17 protein-coding genes are annotated in these 19,651 nt (G+C 61.2%); 8 read left to right on the top strand and 9 right to left on the bottom strand.

Annotation, left to right across the window (positions count from 1 at the left end):
• Window positions 1–261 precede the first annotated feature (261 nt).
• Entirely contained in the window at window positions 262–1,365 is a 1,104-nt protein-coding gene (gbdR, locus tag ACYYKW_RS02125; RefSeq protein ID WP_090287006.1) for a choline metabolism transcriptional regulator GbdR, read from the top strand.
• A 112-nt stretch (window positions 1,366–1,477) separates the two neighbouring features.
• Here gbdR and ACYYKW_RS02120 read toward each other — a convergent pair whose 3' ends face one another.
• The 6 genes from ACYYKW_RS02120 to ACYYKW_RS02095 form a co-directional block, all read right to left on the bottom strand.
• Entirely contained in the window at window positions 1,478–1,741 is a 264-nt protein-coding gene (locus tag ACYYKW_RS02120; RefSeq protein WP_464989300.1) for a hypothetical protein, read from the bottom strand.
• Window positions 1,742–2,060: 319 nt separating this feature from the next.
• The gene (locus ACYYKW_RS02115) at window positions 2,061–3,224 is read right to left on the bottom strand and encodes a gamma-butyrobetaine dioxygenase (RefSeq protein WP_464989299.1); all 1,164 of its coding nucleotides are present in this window, start codon (window positions 3,222–3,224) and stop codon (window positions 2,061–2,063) included.
• A 24-nt stretch (window positions 3,225–3,248) separates the two neighbouring features.
• On the bottom strand, window positions 3,249–3,725 hold the full coding sequence (locus ACYYKW_RS02110) for a thioesterase family protein (RefSeq protein ID WP_464989298.1): 477 nt from the start codon (window positions 3,723–3,725) through the stop codon (window positions 3,249–3,251).
• A 227-nt stretch (window positions 3,726–3,952) separates the two neighbouring features.
• Entirely contained in the window at window positions 3,953–4,918 is a 966-nt protein-coding gene (locus ACYYKW_RS02105) for an L-carnitine dehydrogenase (protein ID WP_464989297.1), read from the bottom strand.
• Window positions 4,919–5,056: 138 nt separating this feature from the next.
• Complete coding sequence (cdhC, locus tag ACYYKW_RS02100) at window positions 5,057–5,944, bottom strand: 3-dehydrocarnitine:acetyl-CoA trimethylamine transferase CdhC (RefSeq protein ID WP_093097582.1); 888 nt, start codon at window positions 5,942–5,944, stop codon at window positions 5,057–5,059.
• Between the two features lie 118 nt (window positions 5,945–6,062).
• Window positions 6,063–7,007, bottom strand: coding sequence for a choline ABC transporter substrate-binding protein (locus ACYYKW_RS02095; RefSeq protein ID WP_093097584.1), 945 nt, complete (start codon window positions 7,005–7,007; stop codon window positions 6,063–6,065).
• A 191-nt stretch (window positions 7,008–7,198) separates the two neighbouring features.
• Between ACYYKW_RS02095 and ACYYKW_RS02090 the strand changes: the two genes are divergently transcribed.
• Window positions 7,199–8,143, top strand: coding sequence for a GlxA family transcriptional regulator (locus ACYYKW_RS02090; RefSeq protein WP_093097587.1), 945 nt, complete (start codon window positions 7,199–7,201; stop codon window positions 8,141–8,143).
• Between the two features lie 143 nt (window positions 8,144–8,286).
• Here ACYYKW_RS02090 and ACYYKW_RS02085 read toward each other — a convergent pair whose 3' ends face one another.
• Both ACYYKW_RS02085 and ACYYKW_RS02080 read right to left on the bottom strand, forming a co-directional pair.
• Entirely contained in the window at window positions 8,287–8,703 is a 417-nt protein-coding gene (locus tag ACYYKW_RS02085) for a DUF3010 family protein (RefSeq protein WP_093097589.1), read from the bottom strand.
• A gap of 47 nt (window positions 8,704–8,750) precedes the next feature.
• On the bottom strand, window positions 8,751–9,152 hold the full coding sequence (locus tag ACYYKW_RS02080; RefSeq protein ID WP_336356686.1) for a lysozyme inhibitor LprI family protein: 402 nt from the start codon (window positions 9,150–9,152) through the stop codon (window positions 8,751–8,753).
• A gap of 231 nt (window positions 9,153–9,383) precedes the next feature.
• On the opposite strand from ACYYKW_RS02080, the gene ACYYKW_RS02075 reads away from it, so the two are divergent.
• The 6 genes from ACYYKW_RS02075 to etfB all read left to right on the top strand — a co-directional run bounded on the left by ACYYKW_RS02075 (window position 9,384) and on the right by etfB (window position 17,136).
• Entirely contained in the window at window positions 9,384–10,361 is a 978-nt protein-coding gene (locus tag ACYYKW_RS02075; RefSeq protein WP_007962626.1) for a dipeptidase, read from the top strand.
• A 105-nt stretch (window positions 10,362–10,466) separates the two neighbouring features.
• Window positions 10,467–10,997 (top strand): DUF5943 domain-containing protein, encoded by a 531-nt coding sequence (locus ACYYKW_RS02070; protein WP_005792152.1) that lies wholly within the window; start codon window positions 10,467–10,469, stop codon window positions 10,995–10,997.
• 15 nt (window positions 10,998–11,012) lie between these two features.
• Entirely contained in the window at window positions 11,013–13,073 is a 2,061-nt protein-coding gene (gene dgcA, locus ACYYKW_RS02065; RefSeq protein WP_093097591.1) for a dimethylglycine demethylation protein DgcA, read from the top strand.
• Between the two features lie 113 nt (window positions 13,074–13,186).
• Window positions 13,187–15,136: a dimethylglycine demethylation protein DgcB gene (gene dgcB, locus ACYYKW_RS02060; RefSeq protein ID WP_464989296.1), complete on the top strand. Its 1,950-nt coding sequence runs from the start codon at window positions 13,187–13,189 to the stop codon at window positions 15,134–15,136.
• Complete coding sequence (gene etfA, locus ACYYKW_RS02055; RefSeq protein ID WP_464989295.1) at window positions 15,136–16,356, top strand: electron transfer flavoprotein subunit alpha; 1,221 nt, start codon at window positions 15,136–15,138, stop codon at window positions 16,354–16,356. The genes dgcB and etfA overlap by 1 nt, the downstream gene beginning before the upstream one ends.
• A 9-nt stretch (window positions 16,357–16,365) precedes the next feature.
• Window positions 16,366–17,136, top strand: coding sequence for an electron transfer flavoprotein subunit beta (gene etfB / locus ACYYKW_RS02050; RefSeq protein WP_336356690.1), 771 nt, complete (start codon window positions 16,366–16,368; stop codon window positions 17,134–17,136).
• A gap of 927 nt (window positions 17,137–18,063) precedes the next feature.
• Here the strand turns inward: etfB and gbcA are convergent.
• A complete protein-coding gene (gene gbcA / locus ACYYKW_RS02045) occupies window positions 18,064–19,359 on the bottom strand; it encodes a glycine-betaine demethylase subunit GbcA (protein ID WP_016772823.1) in 1,296 nt (431 codons plus the stop codon).
• Between the last annotated feature and the right edge of the window lie 292 nt (window positions 19,360–19,651).

Here is a 19,651-nt window from a genome sequence, read left to right as displayed (position 1 = left end):
AGTTCCCACAAGTGCTACCGATCTGCTCACAGGTCGCGGGACAGGGCCCTGTCCGCGCTTGATGGCACTTCGAAATGCCACATTCGCAAGTCTCGAATAGACACGTCGGCAGGTCGTTTTCAGGAGTTATTGAATGGCCGTCCAATTTTAGGCATGGCAATTGCTCTGTCATAACAAAGCCTGCTTCTCTCGTGAGACCGCCGGCAATAACAAGAGCCTCCGCCTGAGGCCATCACCCGCTTTGTGTGAGGAGATACCGCGATGACGTCGTTCAACTCCGGGGCCCAACCCCAGAACCGTGCGCCTCAATCCATCGGCTTTCTGCTGCTGGACAATTTCACGCTGATTTCTCTGGCGTCCGCAGTTGAACCGCTGCGCATGGCCAACCAGTTGTCCGGTCGCGAGCTGTATCGCTGGAGCACCCTCACTGTCGACGGTGGCCAGGTCTGGGCCAGTGACGGGCTGCAAATCACCCCCGACGCCTCCATGCACAAAGCTCCGCCACTGGACATTGTTATCGTCTGCGGCGGCGTCGGCATTCAACGCACCGTGACCCGGGAACATGTGTCCTGGTTGCAAAGCCAGGCGCGCCAGTCCAAGCGTCTTGGCGCGGTGTGTACCGGTAGCTGGGCGCTGGCCTGCGCCGGCCTGCTCGACGGTTTCGATTGCAGCGTGCACTGGGAATGTCTGGCGGCGATGCAGGAAGCCTTCCCACGTGTCGCCATGAGTACGCGACTGTTCACCCTCGACCGTAACCGTTTCACCAGCTCCGGTGGCACCGCGCCGCTGGACATGATGCTGCACCTGATCAGCCGCGATCACGGCCGCGAGCTGTCGGCGGCGATCTCGGAAATGTTCGTCTACGAGCGCATCCGCAACGAACAGGATCACCAGCGCGTGCCGCTCAAGCACATGCTCGGCACCAACCAGCCGAAGTTGCAGGAAATCGTCGCGCTGATGGAAGCCAACCTGGAAGAGCCGATCGATCTGGATGAACTGGCGGTGTACGTCGCGGTGTCGCGTCGGCAGCTGGAGCGGCTGTTCCAGAAATACCTGCACTGCTCGCCGTCACGTTATTACTTGAAGCTGCGGCTGATCCGCGCCCGGCAACTGCTCAAGCAGACGCCGATGTCGATCATCGAAGTGGCGTCGGTGTGCGGTTTCGTCTCGACCCCGCACTTCTCCAAGTGCTACCGCGAATATTTCGGCATTCCACCGCGTGACGAACGCGTAGGCTCCAACACCACCCAGCAAGTGGCGATGCTGCCGCTGCCGCAGGCGATTGTGATGTCGCCGCTGTCGGGACCGATGTCGGCGTTGAGTCAGGCGCGCAATGAATCGACGTTTGCCAGCGTAAGGCTGTAGACCGCGTCAGCTTCATCGCTGGCAAGCCAGCTCCCACAGGGTCTGTGCAGTACACAAATGTTGTGTCGGTCCGGATCACTGTGGGAGCTGGCTTGCCAGCGATGGCGGCCTGTCAGGCGCTGTGGGATTGCTGGTAAACCGAGAGGGCCGGCAACAATTGCTTGTCGATCGCCTGACGCACGGCCGGCTGAATGCTCGCGCCGCTGGTGTACATGTCCTTGACCATCTTGCGCAGTTCAAAGGCGCGCACGTTGTCCAGCCCGCGCACCGCACACTCGCAGGCCTGTTCGGCGGTGGTGCCGCTCGGCACCTGGATGCCCAACGCCTTGAGCTGGCCCAACAGGTCTTCCTGATCAATCAAATCGGCGTACATCATCACGCAAATCCTTCTGTGGCATCGGAGGTCTGGCCCGATTCTGGTGGCCCCGACCGGAGGCGGCAAGGGCGTTTTGTCGCAGTGGCCGGGACGACTATGAACAGGTCGTTTTCGGCTAACCGACGTAATTGTCGACTAGGCACACTGGCCTCAGCTCGCTTCACGAAGGTTTGGTCACCCTCGCCTGGCAGCTCCTCGACAGTACCCTCCTCAGCTCCGATCCTGTCACGGCTTGATCGGGGTTTTTTTTGTCTGTGGATCAGAAATGTCCAGGTTGTCTGTGCTGACGCCATCGCTGGCAAGCCAGCTCCCACAGGGTCTAGCGTTGCAACACCAGAATCCGCGACAACAACTCATCCCGGTCGACATAACAGCCCTGAAAATGCCGCGCCCCGCTGGCCGGATCGAACACATTGCGCGCATGCAACGTGCGGCGGTTATCGAAGCACCACAATTCGCCCGGTTTGAGCCGCTGCATCAGTCGAAACCGCGGCTCGCGGGTCATCGCGATAAACCGTCGATAGGCGCGATACAGCAACGGCATCTGCTCAACTGAAGTCTCAAATGCCCCGCGCAAGAAGTTCGCCATGCGAATCTCCGCGACCCGTCCCAGCGTATCGAGGGCAATGATCGGCGCCAGGCGGCGATAGTCGCTGTGACGGTCCTTGTTGCGAAATTCCACGGGGATTTCGCATAGCGCCTGAAACAGCGGCGCATCCTCTTGGCGCAAGGCATCGGCAATCGCAAAGCCGTCGACAAAGATACTTTCGCCACCCTCAGCGTCATTCACCAGACAGTGCAGAAATTGCAGGCCCGGTTGCAGCTCGCGGGTGGGCAGGTCGGTGTGCAGCGGCAAGTTGAAAGCGGTGTAGGCGTTGCTGTCGGCGTCGGCTTTGGATTGCACGTTGAACAGCACGCCGAAATTGCTCTCGCGAATGAAGGAAATCCGCTGCGCGATGAGTTGCAGCGAACCGGGCTCGGTGGGCACGCCGCGCACTTGCGTCAGGCCGATGTCACGCACGGCGAGCAACCACTGCAGCAAGGCAGCGTTGTCGTTCATCAGCGCGGCGTAGTCGAACACCGGCAACTGCAGATCGCTGCGCCACAAATAGCTCTTGGGTTTTGCGGCCAGACGTTCGGTGCGGGACTCGTCGTCGTAGGCATGGGCACGCAACCAGCCCGGATCGAAACGGCTGAGGTGGCCGTCCTGCCAATCGATGCGCAGGCAGCCTTCGGTGTCAACGTAGGCGGCGCTCGGTTGCAGTTCGTCAGGCGCATCGACAATCTCGAACACCTGCTCACGAGTCACGCTGTAGACGCACTGCTGGCACGGGCAGTTGTCGCGCAGCCAGACATGGTGAAACGGGCTGACACGGCCGTCGGCCCACTTGATGACAACGCGATCCGCCAGACCCTGCACGCCACTCAGCGCGCTGATCAACGGATAAGTACGGAAATCGGCAACAGCGGCAGCGGTGTGCATGGCGGCTCCTGATGATCGAGGGATTTACCGGGCGGGCGGCAGCGCAATCACGCGGCCGACGTAAGCAGGAGCGGGCAGGTCCCGCTGCTCGGCGACGATGCTTTGCAGGTGACTCAAGGTCTCGGCACTGAATGGCGCCGAACGTGGCCCGGCGAGGTCGACGTGCAGCAGCATCTGTTCGTTGCCGGCCAGTTCCTGCGCATCACCGATCTTGTGCAGGCTGTGATAGAGGTGCAGGCGTTTGTTGTCGTGGCCGATGATCTGCGTACGCACTTCGACCTCGGTATCGAGCTTCACTTCGTGCAGGTAATTGAGGTGCAGTTCGAGGGTGAACAGCGAATGGCCGCTGGCTTCGCGGTTGTTGCTGTCCATACCGAGACGGTCCATCAGGGCGTCGGTGGCGTAGCTGAAGATCAGCAGGTAGAAGGCATCGCGCAGGTGGCCGTTATAGTCGACCCACTCGGGGATGATTCTGGTTTGGTAGGTGGTGAGGTGGGGCATTGGTTTTGGTTCCGGCAGTTGGCGGGTCGTTAGGATCAAGAGCAACCCCCTCACCCCAACCCTCTCCCCCAAGGGGGAGAAGGGGAAAGGGAGCTGATCGGGGGCCTTTCAAAACTTGAGCTCGGCACGCTGGTGCAAGTCGGCGTCACTCGAACAATCAACGCGGTCAGTTCCCTCTCCCCCCGGGAGAGGGCTAGGGTGAGGGCTGCGGTGTCATGCCATACGCATCACTCGCTGAAACTCATCCCGTGCTTCTCTTTGGTGGTTTTCACCGCCTCAAGCACCGCCAGCAAACAATCATCACGATAGCGCTCCAGCGCCGAGATGCTGTGCCGGCCCAGTTGATCTGTGGTGCCATCGACCACATCATCGATCAGCTTGTCAGTCAGCTCCGGCGCCGGCAGATAGGTCCATGGCAACTGCAACGCCGGGCCGAACTGCGACATGAAGTGGCGCATGCCAGCATCACCACCGGCCAGGGTGTACGTCAGGAAAGTGCCCATGAACGACCAACGCAACCCGGCGCCAAAGCGGATCGCATCGTCGATCTCGCCGGTGGTCGCTACGCCGTCATTGACCAGATGCAGCGCCTCGCGCCACAGCGCTTCGAGCAAGCGGTCGGCAATAAACCCCGGCACTTCCTTGCGCACATGCAACGGACGCATGCCGAGGGATTCGTAGACTTGCATCGCCGCCTGAACGGCCGCGGGCGCGGTGTTCTTGCCGCCCACCACCTCTACGAGCGGCAGCAGATACACCGGGTTGAACGGATGCCCGACCACGCAACGTTCAGGATGCGTCGAACTCTCGTAGAACTCGCTCGGCAGCAGGCCCGAGGTACTCGAACCGATCAACGCATCGGGTTTGGCTGCTGCGCTGATTTTGCTGTGCAGGTCGAGTTTCAGCTCCAGCCGCTCGGGGGCGCTTTCCTGGATGAAGTCGGCGTCGCGCACGCATTCTTCGATGGTCGCGACAAAGCGCAGGCGATCCTGCGAAGCGCCCGGCGCCAAGCCGTTTTTCTCCAGCGCACCCCAGGCATTGGCCACACGTTTGCGCAGCGCGGCTTCGGCACCCGGTGCCGGGTCCCAGGCCACTACGTCGAGACCGTGGGCGAGGGCGCGGGCGACCCAGCCACTGCCGATGACACCGCTGCCGAGGGCGGCGAAGGTTTTGATTTCGGTGATAAAGCGCATGGTGGATTTCCTGAAATTGGCTCGAAATCTGTAGGAGTGAGCCTGCTCGCGATAGCGGTTGTTCTACCGCTGGAGATGCTTCGGATGTACCGACGCCATCGCGAGCAGGCTCACTCCTACAAGGGAAATGGGTGTTCATTAGCCGCGCTGGGTCAGGCCCATCTTTTTTCGGCCTTCAGCCGGCGTAAGCACGCGGGCGCCGAGGCGGCTGAGGATTTCGCTGGCGCGTTCGACCAGTTGGCCGTTGGTCGCCAGCACGCCCTTGTCCAGCCACAGGTTGTCTTCGAGGCCGACCCGCACGTTGCCGCCGAGCAGCACCGCTTGCGCCGCCATCGGCATCTGCATGCGGCCAATGCCGAACCCGGCCCACACCGCATCGGCCGGCAGGTTGTCGACCATGGCTTTCATGGTGGTGGTGTCGGCCGGCGCGCCCCACGGGATGCCCAGGCACAGCTGGAACAACGGGTTGTCGAGCAAGCCTTCCTTGATCAGTTGCTTGGCGAACCACAGATGACCAGTGTCGAAAATCTCCAGTTCGGCCTTCACGCCCAATTCAGTGATGCGCTTGGCGCCGGCGCGCAGTTGCGCCGGGGTGGACACGTAAATGGTGTCGCCGTCGCCGAAGTTCAGGGTGCCGCAATCGAGGGTGCAGATTTCCGGCAGCAATTCTTCAACATGGGCCAGCCGGGTCAGCGGGCCGACCAGATCGGTGTTCGGGCCGAACTCCATCGGGTTTTCGCCGGCACCGATTTCCAGGTCACCGCCCATGCCGGCGGTGAGGTTGACGATGATGTCGACGTCCGCCTCGCGGATGCGCTCCATCACTTCGCGGTACAGGGCCACGTCACGGCTGAACTTGCCGGTCTGCGGATCGCGAACATGGCAGTGCACGACGGTGGCGCCGGCCTTGGCGGCTTCGACGGCGGCGGCAGCGATCTGTTTCGGGGTGACCGGCACGTGCGGGCTCTTGGCGGTCGTGTCGCCAGCACCGGTGAGTGCGCAGGTGATGATGACGTCGTGGTTCATGGTGCGGTTTCCTTGGGGCGTGATGGGTCTGTCCGCAGCCCTGTTCGGGGCTGCGAAGCGTCGTCCGGTTCCCTTTTCCTCTGGAGAGGGTCAGGGTGAGGGGCTTTTCAAAAGAGGCTTATTTGCTGGTCAGCTGCAGGTTTTCAGCGGCCGGTTTGCCGTCGAAGGTAGTCACCCCTTCGAGCCAGCGCTGCTTGTCTTCCGGGTGATCCTTGAGCCATTGCTTCGCCGACTCGAAGGCGTCTTTATGGTCGAGCAGCGGCTGCATCATCCGGCTCTCGTCTTCGGCGGTGAAGGTCAGGTTGGTCAGCAGGCGGCCGATGTTCGGGCACTGCTCGGCGTATTTCGGCGCGGTCACGGTCCACACCGTGGCCATGCCTTCGTTCGGGCCGAGGGCGTCTTCGCTGCCGGTCAGATAAGTCATCTGAATGTTGACGTTCATCGGGTGCGGCGCCCAGCCGAAGAACACCACGGCTTCCTTGCGACGTACTGCGCGATCGACGGCGGCGAGCATGCCGGCCTCGCTCGATTCCACCAGCTGGAACTTGCCGAGGCCGAACTGGTTCTTGGCGATCATTGCCTTGATCTGCGTATTGGCCCCCGAGCCCGGCTCGATGCCGTAGATCTTGCCGCCCAGTTCCTTCTGAAATTTGGCGATGTCGGCAAAGGTCTTCAGACCCTTGTCAGCCAGATACGTCGGCACCGCGAGAGTGGCGCGGGCGTCTTTCAGGCTTGGCGCTTCAAGCACCTTGACCTGGTTGGCCTCGACGAACGGGGTGATGGTCTGGGTCATCAGCGGGTTCCAGTAACCGAGGAACAGGTCCAGGCGCTGATCGCGAATCCCGGCGAAGATGATCTGCTGGGAGGCGCTGGTCTGTTTGGTGCTGTAGCCGAGGCCGTCGAGCAGGACCTGGGTCATGGCACTGGTGGCGATTACGTCAGTCCAATTGACCACGCCCATGCGCACGTTCTTGCAGGACGCCGGTTCGGCCGCCATGACGCCGGTGCTCAAAAAAGCGGTACCGCTGAGTGCAAGAACGCAGCTGCTGATCAGTCGTTTCATGTCGGGTTCCTCGGCAGTTCGATTATTGTGGTTTCCGGCATCTGGCGCGCCGGTGGTGCCAAGTTACGCAGCAACGGCCCGGTGAAAGCGCACTGCGGCGACTGGCATTTGCACTGTAGCGACCTGCACGCTTGAATGCCGCCGGCAAACGGCGTATCAACGAGCCACGCGTCCGCCAACCGAGTGCGCCCATGTCCCAGGATTTCTACTTTTTGCTGATGCCGGGGTTCTCCGCCATTGGCTTTATTTCAGCAATCGAACCGTTGCGCGTGGCCAATCGCTTTCGTGGCGAGCTGTATCGCTGGCATGTGCTCAGCGCCGACGGCGGGCCGGTACTGGCAAGCAATGGCATGTCGGTCAACGCCGATGCCGCGCTGGAGCCGCTGAAGAAAGGTGCAACGTTGCTGGTGGTGGCCGGCTTCGAACCGCTGAAGTTCATCACGCCGACGCTGGAGCACTGGTTGCGTCGGCTGGACAACGACGGTGTGACGCTCGGTGGCATCGACACCGGTAGCTTCGTCCTCGCCGAAGCAGGGCTGCTCGACGGGCACCGCCTGACGCTGCACTGGGAGGCGATCGATGCGTTCAAGGAATCTTATCCACAGCTGAGCGTGACCCAGGAGCTGTTCGAGATTGATCGGCGGCGGATCACTTCGGCGGGTGGCACGGCCTCGATTGATCTGATGCTCGACCTGATTGCCCAGGCCCACGGCCCGCAACTGGCGATTCAGGTCAGCGAGCAATTCGTGCTCGGGCGCATCCGCCCGCGCAAAGACCACCAGCGCATGGAAGTCGCCACGCGCTACGGCATCAGTAACAAGAAACTGGTGCAAGTGATCGGCGAGATGGAACAGCACAGCGAACCACCGCTGACCACGCTGCAACTGGCGGAATCGATCAAGGTTACCCGGCGGCAGCTGGAGCGCTTGTTTCGGCTGCATCTGAACGACACGCCGAGCAATTTCTATCTGCGGTTGAGGCTTGAGAAGGCGCGGCAGCTGTTACGCCAGACCGACATGAGCGTGCTCGAAGTGAGCATTGCCTGTGGCTTCGAGTCGCCGTCGTACTTCACCCGCAGCTACCGCGCAAAATTCGCCCGCTGCCCGCGCGAAGACCGGCGTACCGCACAGGCCTGAATGGCTTCCGCAACGCCATAGAATCCTGTGGGAGCGGGCTTGCCCGCGATGAGGTCGGCACATCCAACATTAGTATTGCCTGACAGTCCGTCATCGCGGGCAAGCCCGCTCCCACAGGTTCCAATGTGATTTCGGCAATCGGGTTACCTCTTCACCAACGCCGAACATGCCGCTTTGTAAGCCTCATGCTGATATTTGTTCAGCGTCCCCGGCAGTTCGAAATTGTGTTTCTTGGCCTGCGCATTGATCGTCTGCGGCGACAACAGCGTCACCTCACACCCGTCCAGCAGCTGAAACACGCCTTCAATCTTGAACGTCGTTGGCCCACCGGCAAACTCACCCTTCTTGCTGCGCTTCTTGATCGCAATCCGGTCCACCGAATTCTCCCGCACAAACGACGCGACTTGCGCCGCGAACAGCTTCACGTTGGCCGCTTCGTCATCGTCATCGAGGGCAATTTTTTTCGTGGCAAGGGGAACGTGGCTCAAGGCCGAGCCGTCGAGAGCGGCCACGGCGATGATCGCTTCGCTGCCTTTGATTTCGATGCCGCAGATGTTCATGGGAATCCTTAGACTGACTTAAGAGGTTCAGCTTACAGCTCAAACACTCATTCCTGCCCGATCGACTCCAAAAACTCCGACCGTTCATCACTCATCCGCGCCACACAATCATTCTGCGCAATGGTGAACGCTTTGCTGCCTGCAGTCGCCGGGAACGCTTCCACCGCGCAATCCGCATCCCGCGTCTTCAACCATTGCTGCTGAGCCGTCTTCAACTTGGCGGTGATGTCGGCCAGTTGCGTCGGGTTCTTGCCGTACGCACTCTGCATGCGTTCGTTGAGGCTGGCGTAGTTGTCCTTGAGCAGGTCTTCGGCGGTGGTGCGGCTGTAGGCGGAGCATTCCAGGGTCTGGATGTCGTTTTCCACCGCGTCGCACGGGTTGTTCTCGGATTCTTCGGCGGCGTGGGCGCCGGTCGCAATCAGTGCCAGGGCGAGGAGGATCGATTTCATTGGGGTCGCTCTAATCCGTTGGTGTGTGCAGGCTGCGGCAGATTCTGGCGCAAGCATGCGAGCTTGAACAGGTAGCTGATCGGAGCGGCACACGACCCTTTGTCGCGGATTGACGCTTTCGGCAATTCCCCTGTCGTTTTTGCACCCGGTCGCCCCGACACCTAGGCATATGCTGGCCCCAAAGCGCCGGCAGACGATTCGGCGCATGAATCGCCAACAAGGGGACGCCTGATGAGCCCAGCCGAATTACACGCCGACAGCATCGTTATCGACGGTCTGATCATTGCCAAATGGAACCGCGAGCTGTTCGAAGACATGCGCAAGGGCGGTCTGACGGCGGCCAACTGCACTGTGTCGGTGTGGGAAGGCTTTCAGGCGACCGTGAACAACATTGCTGCCAGCCAGAAGCTGATCCGCGAGAACAGCGACCTGGTGATGCCGGTGCGCACCACCGCCGACATCCGTCGTGCCAAGGAACAGGGCAAGACCGGCATTCTCTTCGGCTTCCAGAACGCCCACGCTTTCGAAGACCAGATCGGCTATGTCGAGGTGTTCAAGCAGCTCGGCGTCGGCATCGTGCAGATGTGCTACAACACCCAGAATCTGGTCGGCACCGGTTGCTACGAGCGTGACGGCGGCCTGTCGGGCTTTGGCCGCGAGATCGTCGCCGAGATGAACCGCGTCGGCGTCATGTGCGACCTGTCTCACGTCGGTTCCAAGACCTCCGAAGAAGTCATCCTCGAATCGAAAAAGCCGGTCTGCTATTCCCACTGCCTGCCATCGGGTCTCAAAGAGCACCCGCGCAACAAGTCCGATGCAGAGCTGAAGTTCATTGCCGACCATGGCGGTTTCGTCGGCGTGACCATGTTCGCGCCGTTCCTCGCCAAGGGCATCGATTCGACCATCGACGATTATGCCGAAGCGATTGAATACACCATGAACATCGTCGGCGAAGACGCCATCGGCATCGGCACCGACTTCACTCAGGGCCACGGCCAGGACTTCTTCGAATACCTGACCCACGACAAGGGCTACGCCCGCCGCCTGACCAGCTTCGGCAAGATCATCAACCCGCTGGGCATCCGCACCGTCGGCGAATTCCCCAACCTCACCGAAACCCTGCTCAAGCGCGGCCATTCCGAACGCGTGGTGCGCAAGATCATGGGCGAGAACTGGGTCAACGTCCTGAAAGACGTCTGGGGCGAATAGCGCTTTCTCAAGACCGCCGCCGATCTGCCCCCTCTCCTGAGGGAGAGGGCTGGGGTGAGGGCCGCGGCCAACACTGAACCATCATTTTTCTGGAGTTAAGTTTCCATGGCCAAGATCGCCCCGCAATTGCCTATCGAAGTCGACAGCGAGACCGGTGTCTGGACCTCCGACGCCCTGCCGATGCTCTACGTGCCACGTCACTTTTTCGTCAATAACCACATGGGCATCGAAGAAGTATTGGGTGCTGATGCCTACGCCGAGATCCTCTACAAGGCCGGCTACAAATCCGCCTGGCACTGGTGTGAAAAAGAAGCTGAATGCCACGGACTTGAAGGCGTTGCGGTGTTCGAACACTACATGAAACGCCTGTCGCAACGCGGCTGGGGTCTGTTCAAGATTCAGGACATCGACCTCGACAAAGGCACCGCCAGCGTCAAGCTCGAGCACTCGGCGTTTGTCTACGTCTATGGCAAGGTCGGGCGCAAGGTCGATTACATGTTCACCGGCTGGTTTGCCGGCGCCATGGACCAGATCCTCGAAGCCCGTGGCAGCAAGATTCGTACTGTGGCCGAACAAGTCTACGGAGGCTCCGAAGAGGGCCACGATGACGGCCTGTTCACCGTCAAGCCGTTGTAAGCCGAGGACCGTGAAATGGCTTTCGAAGCAATGTTCCAGCCGATCCAGATCGGCAAACTGACCATCCGCAACCGCGTGCTCAGCACCGCGCACGCCGAGGTCTACGCGACTGACGGCGGCATGACCACCGACCGCTACGTCAAGTATTACGAAGAGAAGGCCAAGGGCGGCATCGGCCTGGCCATCTGCGGCGGTTCGTCCGTGGTGGCGATCGACAGCCCGCAGGAGTGGTGGAGTTCGGTCAACCTGTCCACCGACCGGATCATTCCGCATTTCCAGAATCTGGCCGACGCCATGCACAAGCATGGCGCCAAGATCATGATTCAGATTACCCACATGGGCCGGCGCTCGCGCTGGGACGGTTTCAACTGGCCGACCCTGATGTCGCCATCGGGCATCCGTGAACCGGTGCACCGCGCCACCTGCAAGACCATCGAGCCGGAAGAAATCTGGCGGGTGATCGGCAACTATGCCCAGGCCGCGCGCCGGGCCAAGGCCGGTGGCCTCGATGGCGTCGAGCTGTCGGCCGTGCACCAGCACATGATCGACCAGTTCTGGAGCCCGCGCGTCAACAAGCGCACCGACGAATGGGGCGGCAGCTTCGAAGGACGGATGAAGTTCGGTCTCGAAGTACTGAAAGCCGTACGCGCCGAGGTCGGTGACGACTTCTGCGTGGGCATGCGCCTGTGCGGTGACGAGTTTCATCCGGACGGCTTGTCCCACGAGGACATGAAGCAGATCGCCAAGTATTACGACGACACCGGCATGCTCGATTTCATCGGCGTGGTCGGCTCGGGTTGCGACACTCACAACACCTTGGCCAACGTCATTCCGAACATGAGTTATCCACCGGAGCCGTTCCTGCACCTGGCTGCCGGGATCAAGGAAGTGGTCAAGGTGCCGGTGCTGCACGCGCAGAACATCAAGGACCCGAACCAGGCCACGCGAATTCTCGAGGGCGGTTACGTCGACATGGTCGGCATGACACGCGCGCACATCGCTGACCCGCACCTGATCGCCAAGATCAAGATGGGCCAGATCGATCAGATCAAGCAGTGCGTCGGCGCCAACTATTGCATCGACCGTCAGTATCAGGGTCTGGACGTGCTGTGCATCCAGAACGCCGCGACTTCTCGTGAATACATGGGCGTGCCGCACATCATCGAGAAATCCACCGGGCCGAAACGCAAAGTGGTCATCGTCGGTGCCGGCCCGGCCGGGATGGAAGCCGCACGGGTGGCTGCCGAGCGTGGCCACGACGTGACACTGTTTGAGAAAAAAGAATTCATCGGCGGGCAGATCACGACCGCGTCGAAAGCACCGCAGCGCGACCAGATCGCCGGCATCACCCGCTGGTTCCAGCTGGAACTGGCGCGGTTGAAAGTCGATCTGCGCCTGGGCGTAGCGGCGGATGCGCCAACCATCATGGACCTGCGTCCGGACGTGGTGGTGCTGGCGGTCGGCGGACATCCGTATCTTGAGCAGAACGAGCACTGGGGCGCGGCCGAAGGGCTGGTGGTCAGCAGCTGGGACGTGCTCGACGGCAAGGTCGCGCCGGGCAAGAACGTGCTGGTCTACGACACCATTTGCGAATTTACCGGCATGTCGGTCGCCGACTTCCTCGCCGACAAGGGCAGCCAGGTCGAGATCGTCACCGACGACATCAAACCGGGCGTGGCCATTGGCGGTACGTCGTTCCCGACCTACTACCGCAGCATGTATCCGAAAGAAGTGATCATGACCGGCGACATGATGCTGGAGAAGGTCTACCGCGAAGGCGACAAGCTGGTGGCGGTGCTGGAGAACGAGTACACCGGCGCGAAAGAGGAGCGGGTGGTCGATCAGGTGGTCGTCGAAAACGGCGTGCGCCCGGACGAGGAAATCTACTACGCCCTCAAGGACGGCTCGCGCAACAAGGGCCAGATCGACGTCGAAGCGCTGTTCGCGATCCAGCCCCAGCCTTCGCTGAGCGAGGCGGGCGACGGCTACTTGCTGTTCCGCATCGGCGACTGCGTGGCGCAGCGTAATACCCACGCCGCCATTTACGACGCACTTCGGCTCTGTAAGGATTTTTGACGGCTCAGCTGCAAGCCACAAGCTGCAAGCTGCAAGTAAAAGCACAGCCGGTCCATGCTGCTCTTTCTTGCCGCTTGTAGCTTGCAGCTTGCCGCTCGCCAGAGGTGACCCTGATGTTGAACACCCTTCTTCCAATCCTGTTGTTCGCAGCCATCGGCCTTGCGGTCCTCGGCGCGCTGCGGCGGATGAACATGTGGCGTCGTGGCCGGGCGGCGAAGGTCGATCTGCTCGGCGGTCTGCTGGCCATGCCCAAGCGCTACATGGTCGACCTGCACCACGTCGTGGCGCGGGACAAATACATCGCCAACACCCACGTCGCCACGGCCGGCGGTGCCGTGGCGTCGATTGTGCTGGCGATACTGGTGCACGGTTTCGGCCTGCATAACCGCATCCTCGGCTACGCCTTGCTGCTGATGTCGGCGGTGATGTTCGTCGGTGCGATCTTCATGTACCTGCGTCGTCGTAATCCGCCAGCGCGCTTGTCGAAAGGCCCGTGGATGCGCCTGCCGAAAAGCCTGCTGGCGTTTTCCGCGTCGTTCTTTCTGGTGACCTTGCCGGTGGCCGGGATCCTGCCGGAGAACTTCGGCGGTTGGGTGCTCGCCGCTATTCTCGGTGTTGGCGTGCTGTGGGGCGTGTCGGAACTGTTCTTTGGCATGACTTGGGGCGGGCCGATGAAGCACGCCTTCGCCGGCGCCCTGCACCTGGCCTGGCACCGTCGCCCGGAACGCTTTGGCGGTGGTCGCTCGACCGGTTTGAAAGCGCTGGACCTGAGCAATCCAGACGCACCGCTGGGCGTGGAAAAACCCAGGGATTTCACTTGGAACCAGTTGCTCGGTTTTGATGCGTGCGTGCAGTGCGGCAAATGTGAAGCCGCGTGCCCGGCGTTCGCCGCCGGCCAGCCGCTGAACCCGAAAAAACTGATTCAGGACATGGTTGTCGGTCTCGCCGGTGGCACCGATGCCAAATTCGCTGGCAGTCCGTATCCGGGTAAGCCCGTAGGCGAACATGGCGGCAATCCGCATCAGCCGATCGTCAACGGTCTGGTCGATGCCGAAACCCTGTGGTCGTGCACCACCTGCCGCGCCTGCGTCGAGGAATGCCCGATGATGATCGAGCACGTCGATGCGATCGTCGACATGCGCCGCCACCTGACCCTGGAAAAAGGTGCGACGCCGAACAAGGGCGCCGAAGTCCTCGAAAACCTCATTGCAACCGACAACCCCGGCGGCTTCGCCCCGGGCGGGCGGATGAACTGGGCAGCGGATCTGAACCTCCATCTGCTCAGCGAGAAGAAAACCACCGACGTGCTGTTCTGGGTCGGCGATGGCGCCTTCGACATGCGCAACCAGCGCACCTTGCGTGCCTTCGTCAAAGTGCTGAAAGCGGCGAAAATCGACTTCGCCGTGCTCGGCCTCGAGGAGCGCGACAGCGGCGACGTGGCGCGGCGGCTCGGTGACGAAGCGACCTTCCAGTTGCTCGCCAAGCGCAATATCCAGACCTTGGCCAAATACAGCTTCAACCGCATCGTCACCTGCGATCCGCACAGTTTCCATGTGCTGAAAAACGAGTACGGCGCCTTCGACGGCCATTATCTGGTGCAGCACCACAGCACCTACATGGCCGAGATCATCCAGGCTGGCGCGCTCAACCTCGGTCAGCACAAAGGCAGCAGCGTGACCTATCACGACCCGTGCTACCTGGGCCGCTACAACGGCGAATACGAAGCACCGCGCGAAGTGCTGCGTGCGCTCGGCATTGAGGTCAAAGAGATGCAGCGTTCCGGTTTCCGCTCGCGCTGCTGCGGTGGCGGTGGTGGCGCGCCGATCACTGACATTCCGGGCAAGCAGCGCATTCCCGACATGCGCATGGACGACATCCGCGAGACCGGCGCCGAACTGGTAGCAGTGGGTTGTCCACAGTGCACGGCGATGCTCGAAGGCGTGGTCGAACCGCGTCCGCTGATCAAGGACATTGCCGAACTGGTGGCCGATGCGCTGCTCGAAGACGCCGCGCCGAGCAAACCGGCGGCACCGGCCAAACGTGAACCTGCGGAGGTGCATTGATGAGCGACATTATCCGCCGCGACCCGCGCGCCGAATGGATCGCGCGTAACCGCCTGCATCCGCTGCACGCGGCGATGCAGCCGGCGCAACACAGCTGGATGGGGCCGAATGGCGTTATCCGCAAGAATCTGCACGGTATCGGTTTCATTGGCCCCAACGGCATCAAACGCATTGACCGCAGCGGCGCGCAGCAGGGCGGGGCGGTCAAGCGTTCGGCCGCGGTTGAGGTGCAATTGCCGTTGCATCAGGTGCCAGCGCCGGCGTTCTACATCTGCGTGGTGCCGGACATGGTTGGCGGCCGCTTGAGCAGCCACGACCGCGATCTGCTGGGCCTCGCTCATCAACTGGCCGGCACGGACGGCGCGGTGTTGGCGGTGGTGTTTGGCGAGCATAAGGAAAGCACTTTTGAAACCGCCGGCGTCGATCGCTTGCTGGTACTCGAAGGCGACGAATTCAGCGGTTATGCACCGGAACAACGGGTGCAAGGGCTGCGGGCTGTGGATAACCAGTTCAATCCGCGCCACTGGCTGCTGCCGGACAGTCGTAGCGGTGGTGGCGAACTCGGCCGACGCTTTGCTGCAGCGCTGGGCGAACGCCCGGCAACGCGGGTCTGGCAAGTGAAGGACCAGGAATGCATCGGCCGCGCTGGCGCCGGGTTGCAGGACTTGGCCCGTCCGGTCGAGCGGTTGATCCTGGCGGCGGCCGAATGCGCCGAACCGGTCAGCGAAACCCGTCACGAAGCACTGCCGGTAGAGTTATCCACAAGCGTGGCGCGCAGCCTGTCGCGAATCGAAGATCTCGGTGCGGTGGCGGTGGACCCGGGCGCGATCCCGATGGCCGAAGCCGAATTCATTTTCTCCGGTGGCAACGGCGTGAAGGACTGGGCGCTGTTCCACGAAACAGCCGCTGCACTCGGCGCCACCGAGGGCGCGTCGCGGGTCGCCGTGGACGACGGTTTCATGGCCCGTGATCGCCAGGTCGGCGCGTCCGGCACCTGGGTCACCGCGCGGGTGTATGTCGCCGTGGGTATCTCCGGGGCGATCCAGCACCTGCAAGGCATCGGCGCCTGCGACAAGGTGGTGGCGATCAACCTCGATCCGGGTTGCGACATGATCAAGCGTGCCGACCTTTCGGTAATCGGCGAAAGCGCAGAGATTCTGCAAGCGTTGATCGAGGCGGTCGCGGCTTACCGCAACGAAGCCAAGCGCGATGCGGCTTAAGGAAACCCTATGAACACGAACGTTATCAGTCTGGTCTCGATTGGCGCCCATCCTACCTCCGGCCGGCCACGGCGCGCCGAACAGGACGCCCGCGCGGTCGAGCTGGGCTTGCAACTGGCTGGGGATAACCTGCAAGTGCTGCACGCCGGCGACATCGCCGAACCGGCCCTGCGCGCGTATCTGGGCATGGGTCTTGAGCAGATGCACGTGCTGGAACAACCGGCTGGCGCCGATGCGTTGCCGGCGCTGACGGCGTACCTGCGTGATGCAGGTGCGCAGGTGGTATTGACCGGCAGTCAGGCGGAAACCGGCGAAGGTTCGGGGATGCTGCCGTTTCTGCTGGCCGAAGGCCTGGGCTGGCCACTGGTGGTCGGGCTGGCGCAGGTGGAGTCGATCAACGACGGTTCGGCGCTGGTGCTGCAAGCGTTGCCGCGTGGGCAGCGTCGACGCTTGAAGGTGAAGCTGCCGTTTCTGGCGACTGTGGATAACGCTGCGCCGAAACCTCGGCAGAGTGCTTATGGGCCGGCGCGACGGGGCGAGTTGCAGGCCAATGAAGTCGAGGTGGTGGACGACCAACTCCTGGCCGTCGCCACGCTGCAGCCTGCCAAGCCACGGCCCAAGCGTTTGAAAGTGATCAAGGCCAAGAGCGGGGCTGACCGGATGAAGGCTGCCACGGCGAAGGCCAGTGGTGGCGGTGGGCAGGTTTTGAAAGGTGTTACCGCGCAGGCGGGTGCCGAAGCCATCCTCAAATTGCTGATCGAAGAGGGTGTGGTGCGCTGAGAAGCCCCTCACCCTAGCCCTCTCCCGGAGGGAGAGGGGACCTACCGTGGTGAATTGGCCAATTACATCGACCTGCGACGTTGCGATGGCCTTGGTTTGGCCAAACTGAGACCGCCTCGATCGTTCTGTTCGATGTACCTTTACGAGTCGACTCGGTCTGCTCCCTCTCCCTTGGAGAGAGGGCTGGGGTGAGGGTAGGCTGCTTACCCACAATCCCTGTTGGCGAGTCTGTGGATAACATGTTCGCCCCTCCCTGCATGCCAAGCCAATCAAGCCTTCCACCCCAATGATCAAAAAGTGATCAGTGTAACCTACGGATTTTCAGAGGTTTTTTACAAGGCCGTGCGAAAACTTGCCCCCAATCCCTGTTGGCGCTTCTGTGGACAACATGTTCGCTGTCCTCTACACCCCTTATGAAACGGGGGTTACAAGGGGATGGTCAAATTTTGATCAAATGAAGCCGTTCTGCAGTAAAAGCGCCATGCACGGGGTCTTTTCCCCAGCCTTGCACGCTTTTCCACAGAACAAGCGAAGTTACCCCCGATCTCTGTTGGCGCTTCTGTGGATAACGTGTTCGCTACCCGCTACAGGCCTTTAAAAACCTGATCTGTAGAGATCTGTTCAAAAAGTGATCAGCCGTTTTCAGAAACCATGATTCTGAATAAGTCACGGTTTTTCTTTGCAAATCAGCAGGATATTTTTCACTTCATCCACAGTTACCCCCAATTGCTGTGGGTGGGTATGTGGATAACTTGTTTGCGGAAGGCTGGGGGGCTTGCAGGGTATGGCTGACGGGGTGGTTGATCAGAATTTGCGCAATTAAGGTTTGGGGATGTGGTGAATGTTAAATAGCTATCGCGAGCAGGCTCACTCCTACAGGGGAACGCATTCCAAACTGTAGGCGTGAGCCTGCTCGCGATACTTTTTTTAGCCTTGAACAGGAACGCCTTTGAGGTACGGTGCTGGCTCAGCCCCAAGGTTGTTCAACATCCGCTCGCTGTACCAGTCGACAAAGTTGACCACGCCAAACTCATAAGTCTTCGAGTAGGGCCCCGGCTGGTAGGCGGTGGAGTTGATCCCGCGCTGGTTCTCTTCTGCCAGGCGACGGTCCTGATCGTTGGTGGCGTCCCATACCTGACGCATGCGCTCCACATCGTAATCGACCCCTTCAACGGCGTCCTTGTGCACCAGCCATTTGGTGGTGACCATGGTTTCCTGGGCGCTGATCGGCCATACAGTGAAGACGATGATGTGGTCGCCCATGCAGTGGTTCCACGAATGCGGCAGGTGCAGGATGCGCATCGAACCCAGGTCCGGGTTCTTGATCCGGCCCATCAATTTGGCGCAGCCCTGCTTGCCATCGAGGGTCATCGACACGGTGCCCTTGAGCAGCGGCATGCGCACGATGCGGTTGCGCAGGCCAAAACTGGCGTGGGCGTACGGAATCTTCTCGGCTTCCCAAGCCGCGGCGGAGGCGGCGACGTGGTCCTTGAATGCCTGATCGGCGCGCGGATCGGTGACGTCGTCCCATTCCAGCAGGGTTTTCAGCAGTTCCGGGTGCGACGCGTTGCAGTGGTAGCACTCGCGGTTGTTTTCCAGGACGAGTTTCCAGTTGGCCTTTTCCATCAAGGTGGTGGTGATCGCCACCTTGGTGTTCTCCATGTCGTACGGTTCCATGTAATGGTTGAGCGTCGACAGGAAGTCATCGATGGCCGGCGGATTCTCGGCCAGGCTGATGAAGATGTAGCCGCCGGCGGTTTTCACGTTCACCGGTTTGAGGCCGTACTGCTTCATGTCGAAGTCGGCGCCCATCTCGGTGCCGGCGAACAGCAAGCGACCGTCCAGTTCGTACGTCCACTGGTGGTAATGACAGACCAGTTTGGCGACCTTGCCTTTTTCACTGGTGCACAGGCGCGAGCCACGGTGGCGGCAGACGTTATGGAACGCGTGCACCACGCCTTCGGCGCCACGAATGACGATGATCGGGTTCTTGCCGACCTGCAGGGTCAGGTAGTTGCCCTTGGCCGGGATTTCGCAGGTCATGCCGGCGATCAACCACTCTTTCTGAAAGATCTCCTGCATGTCGATATCGAACAGGCGCTCGTCGCTGTAGAACGGCTGCGGCAGGGAAAAGGTCCGCTCGCGCTCCTGAAGCATCTGTGCGGTGGCCTTGCGTGCGGGTTCCAGCGGATCGCCCAGGCTGATTTTTGCGGTGACGTCCATCGATGTAATCCTCATGGCCCTCTGCGTGGCCGGCGAAAGTGGCTGATCAGGTGTGCTGCAAAACGGTTGCTACGCAAGGTGTAAAGAAGTCGTCTTGTGTTGGGGCGAGTGTGGGGCCGGCGCTGCCCCGAACCTTATCCATGGGCGACATGGTGCAATCTGTTCCCGACGCGCAAGCCCCGGTGTTCAAGGGCTGGTCGCGATAAGCATGTCAATGTCGCGGATAGGTAAACGCGCGGTCCGCGCTATACGCAGAATCGCCGACATGAGGCCGACAGTCGGCCGTGGAGAA

This window comes from Pseudomonas sp. 15C, assembly GCF_055484735.1.
The sequence above is the reverse complement of the archived record's forward strand: the minus strand, read 5'-3'. Positions and strand labels throughout refer to the sequence as shown.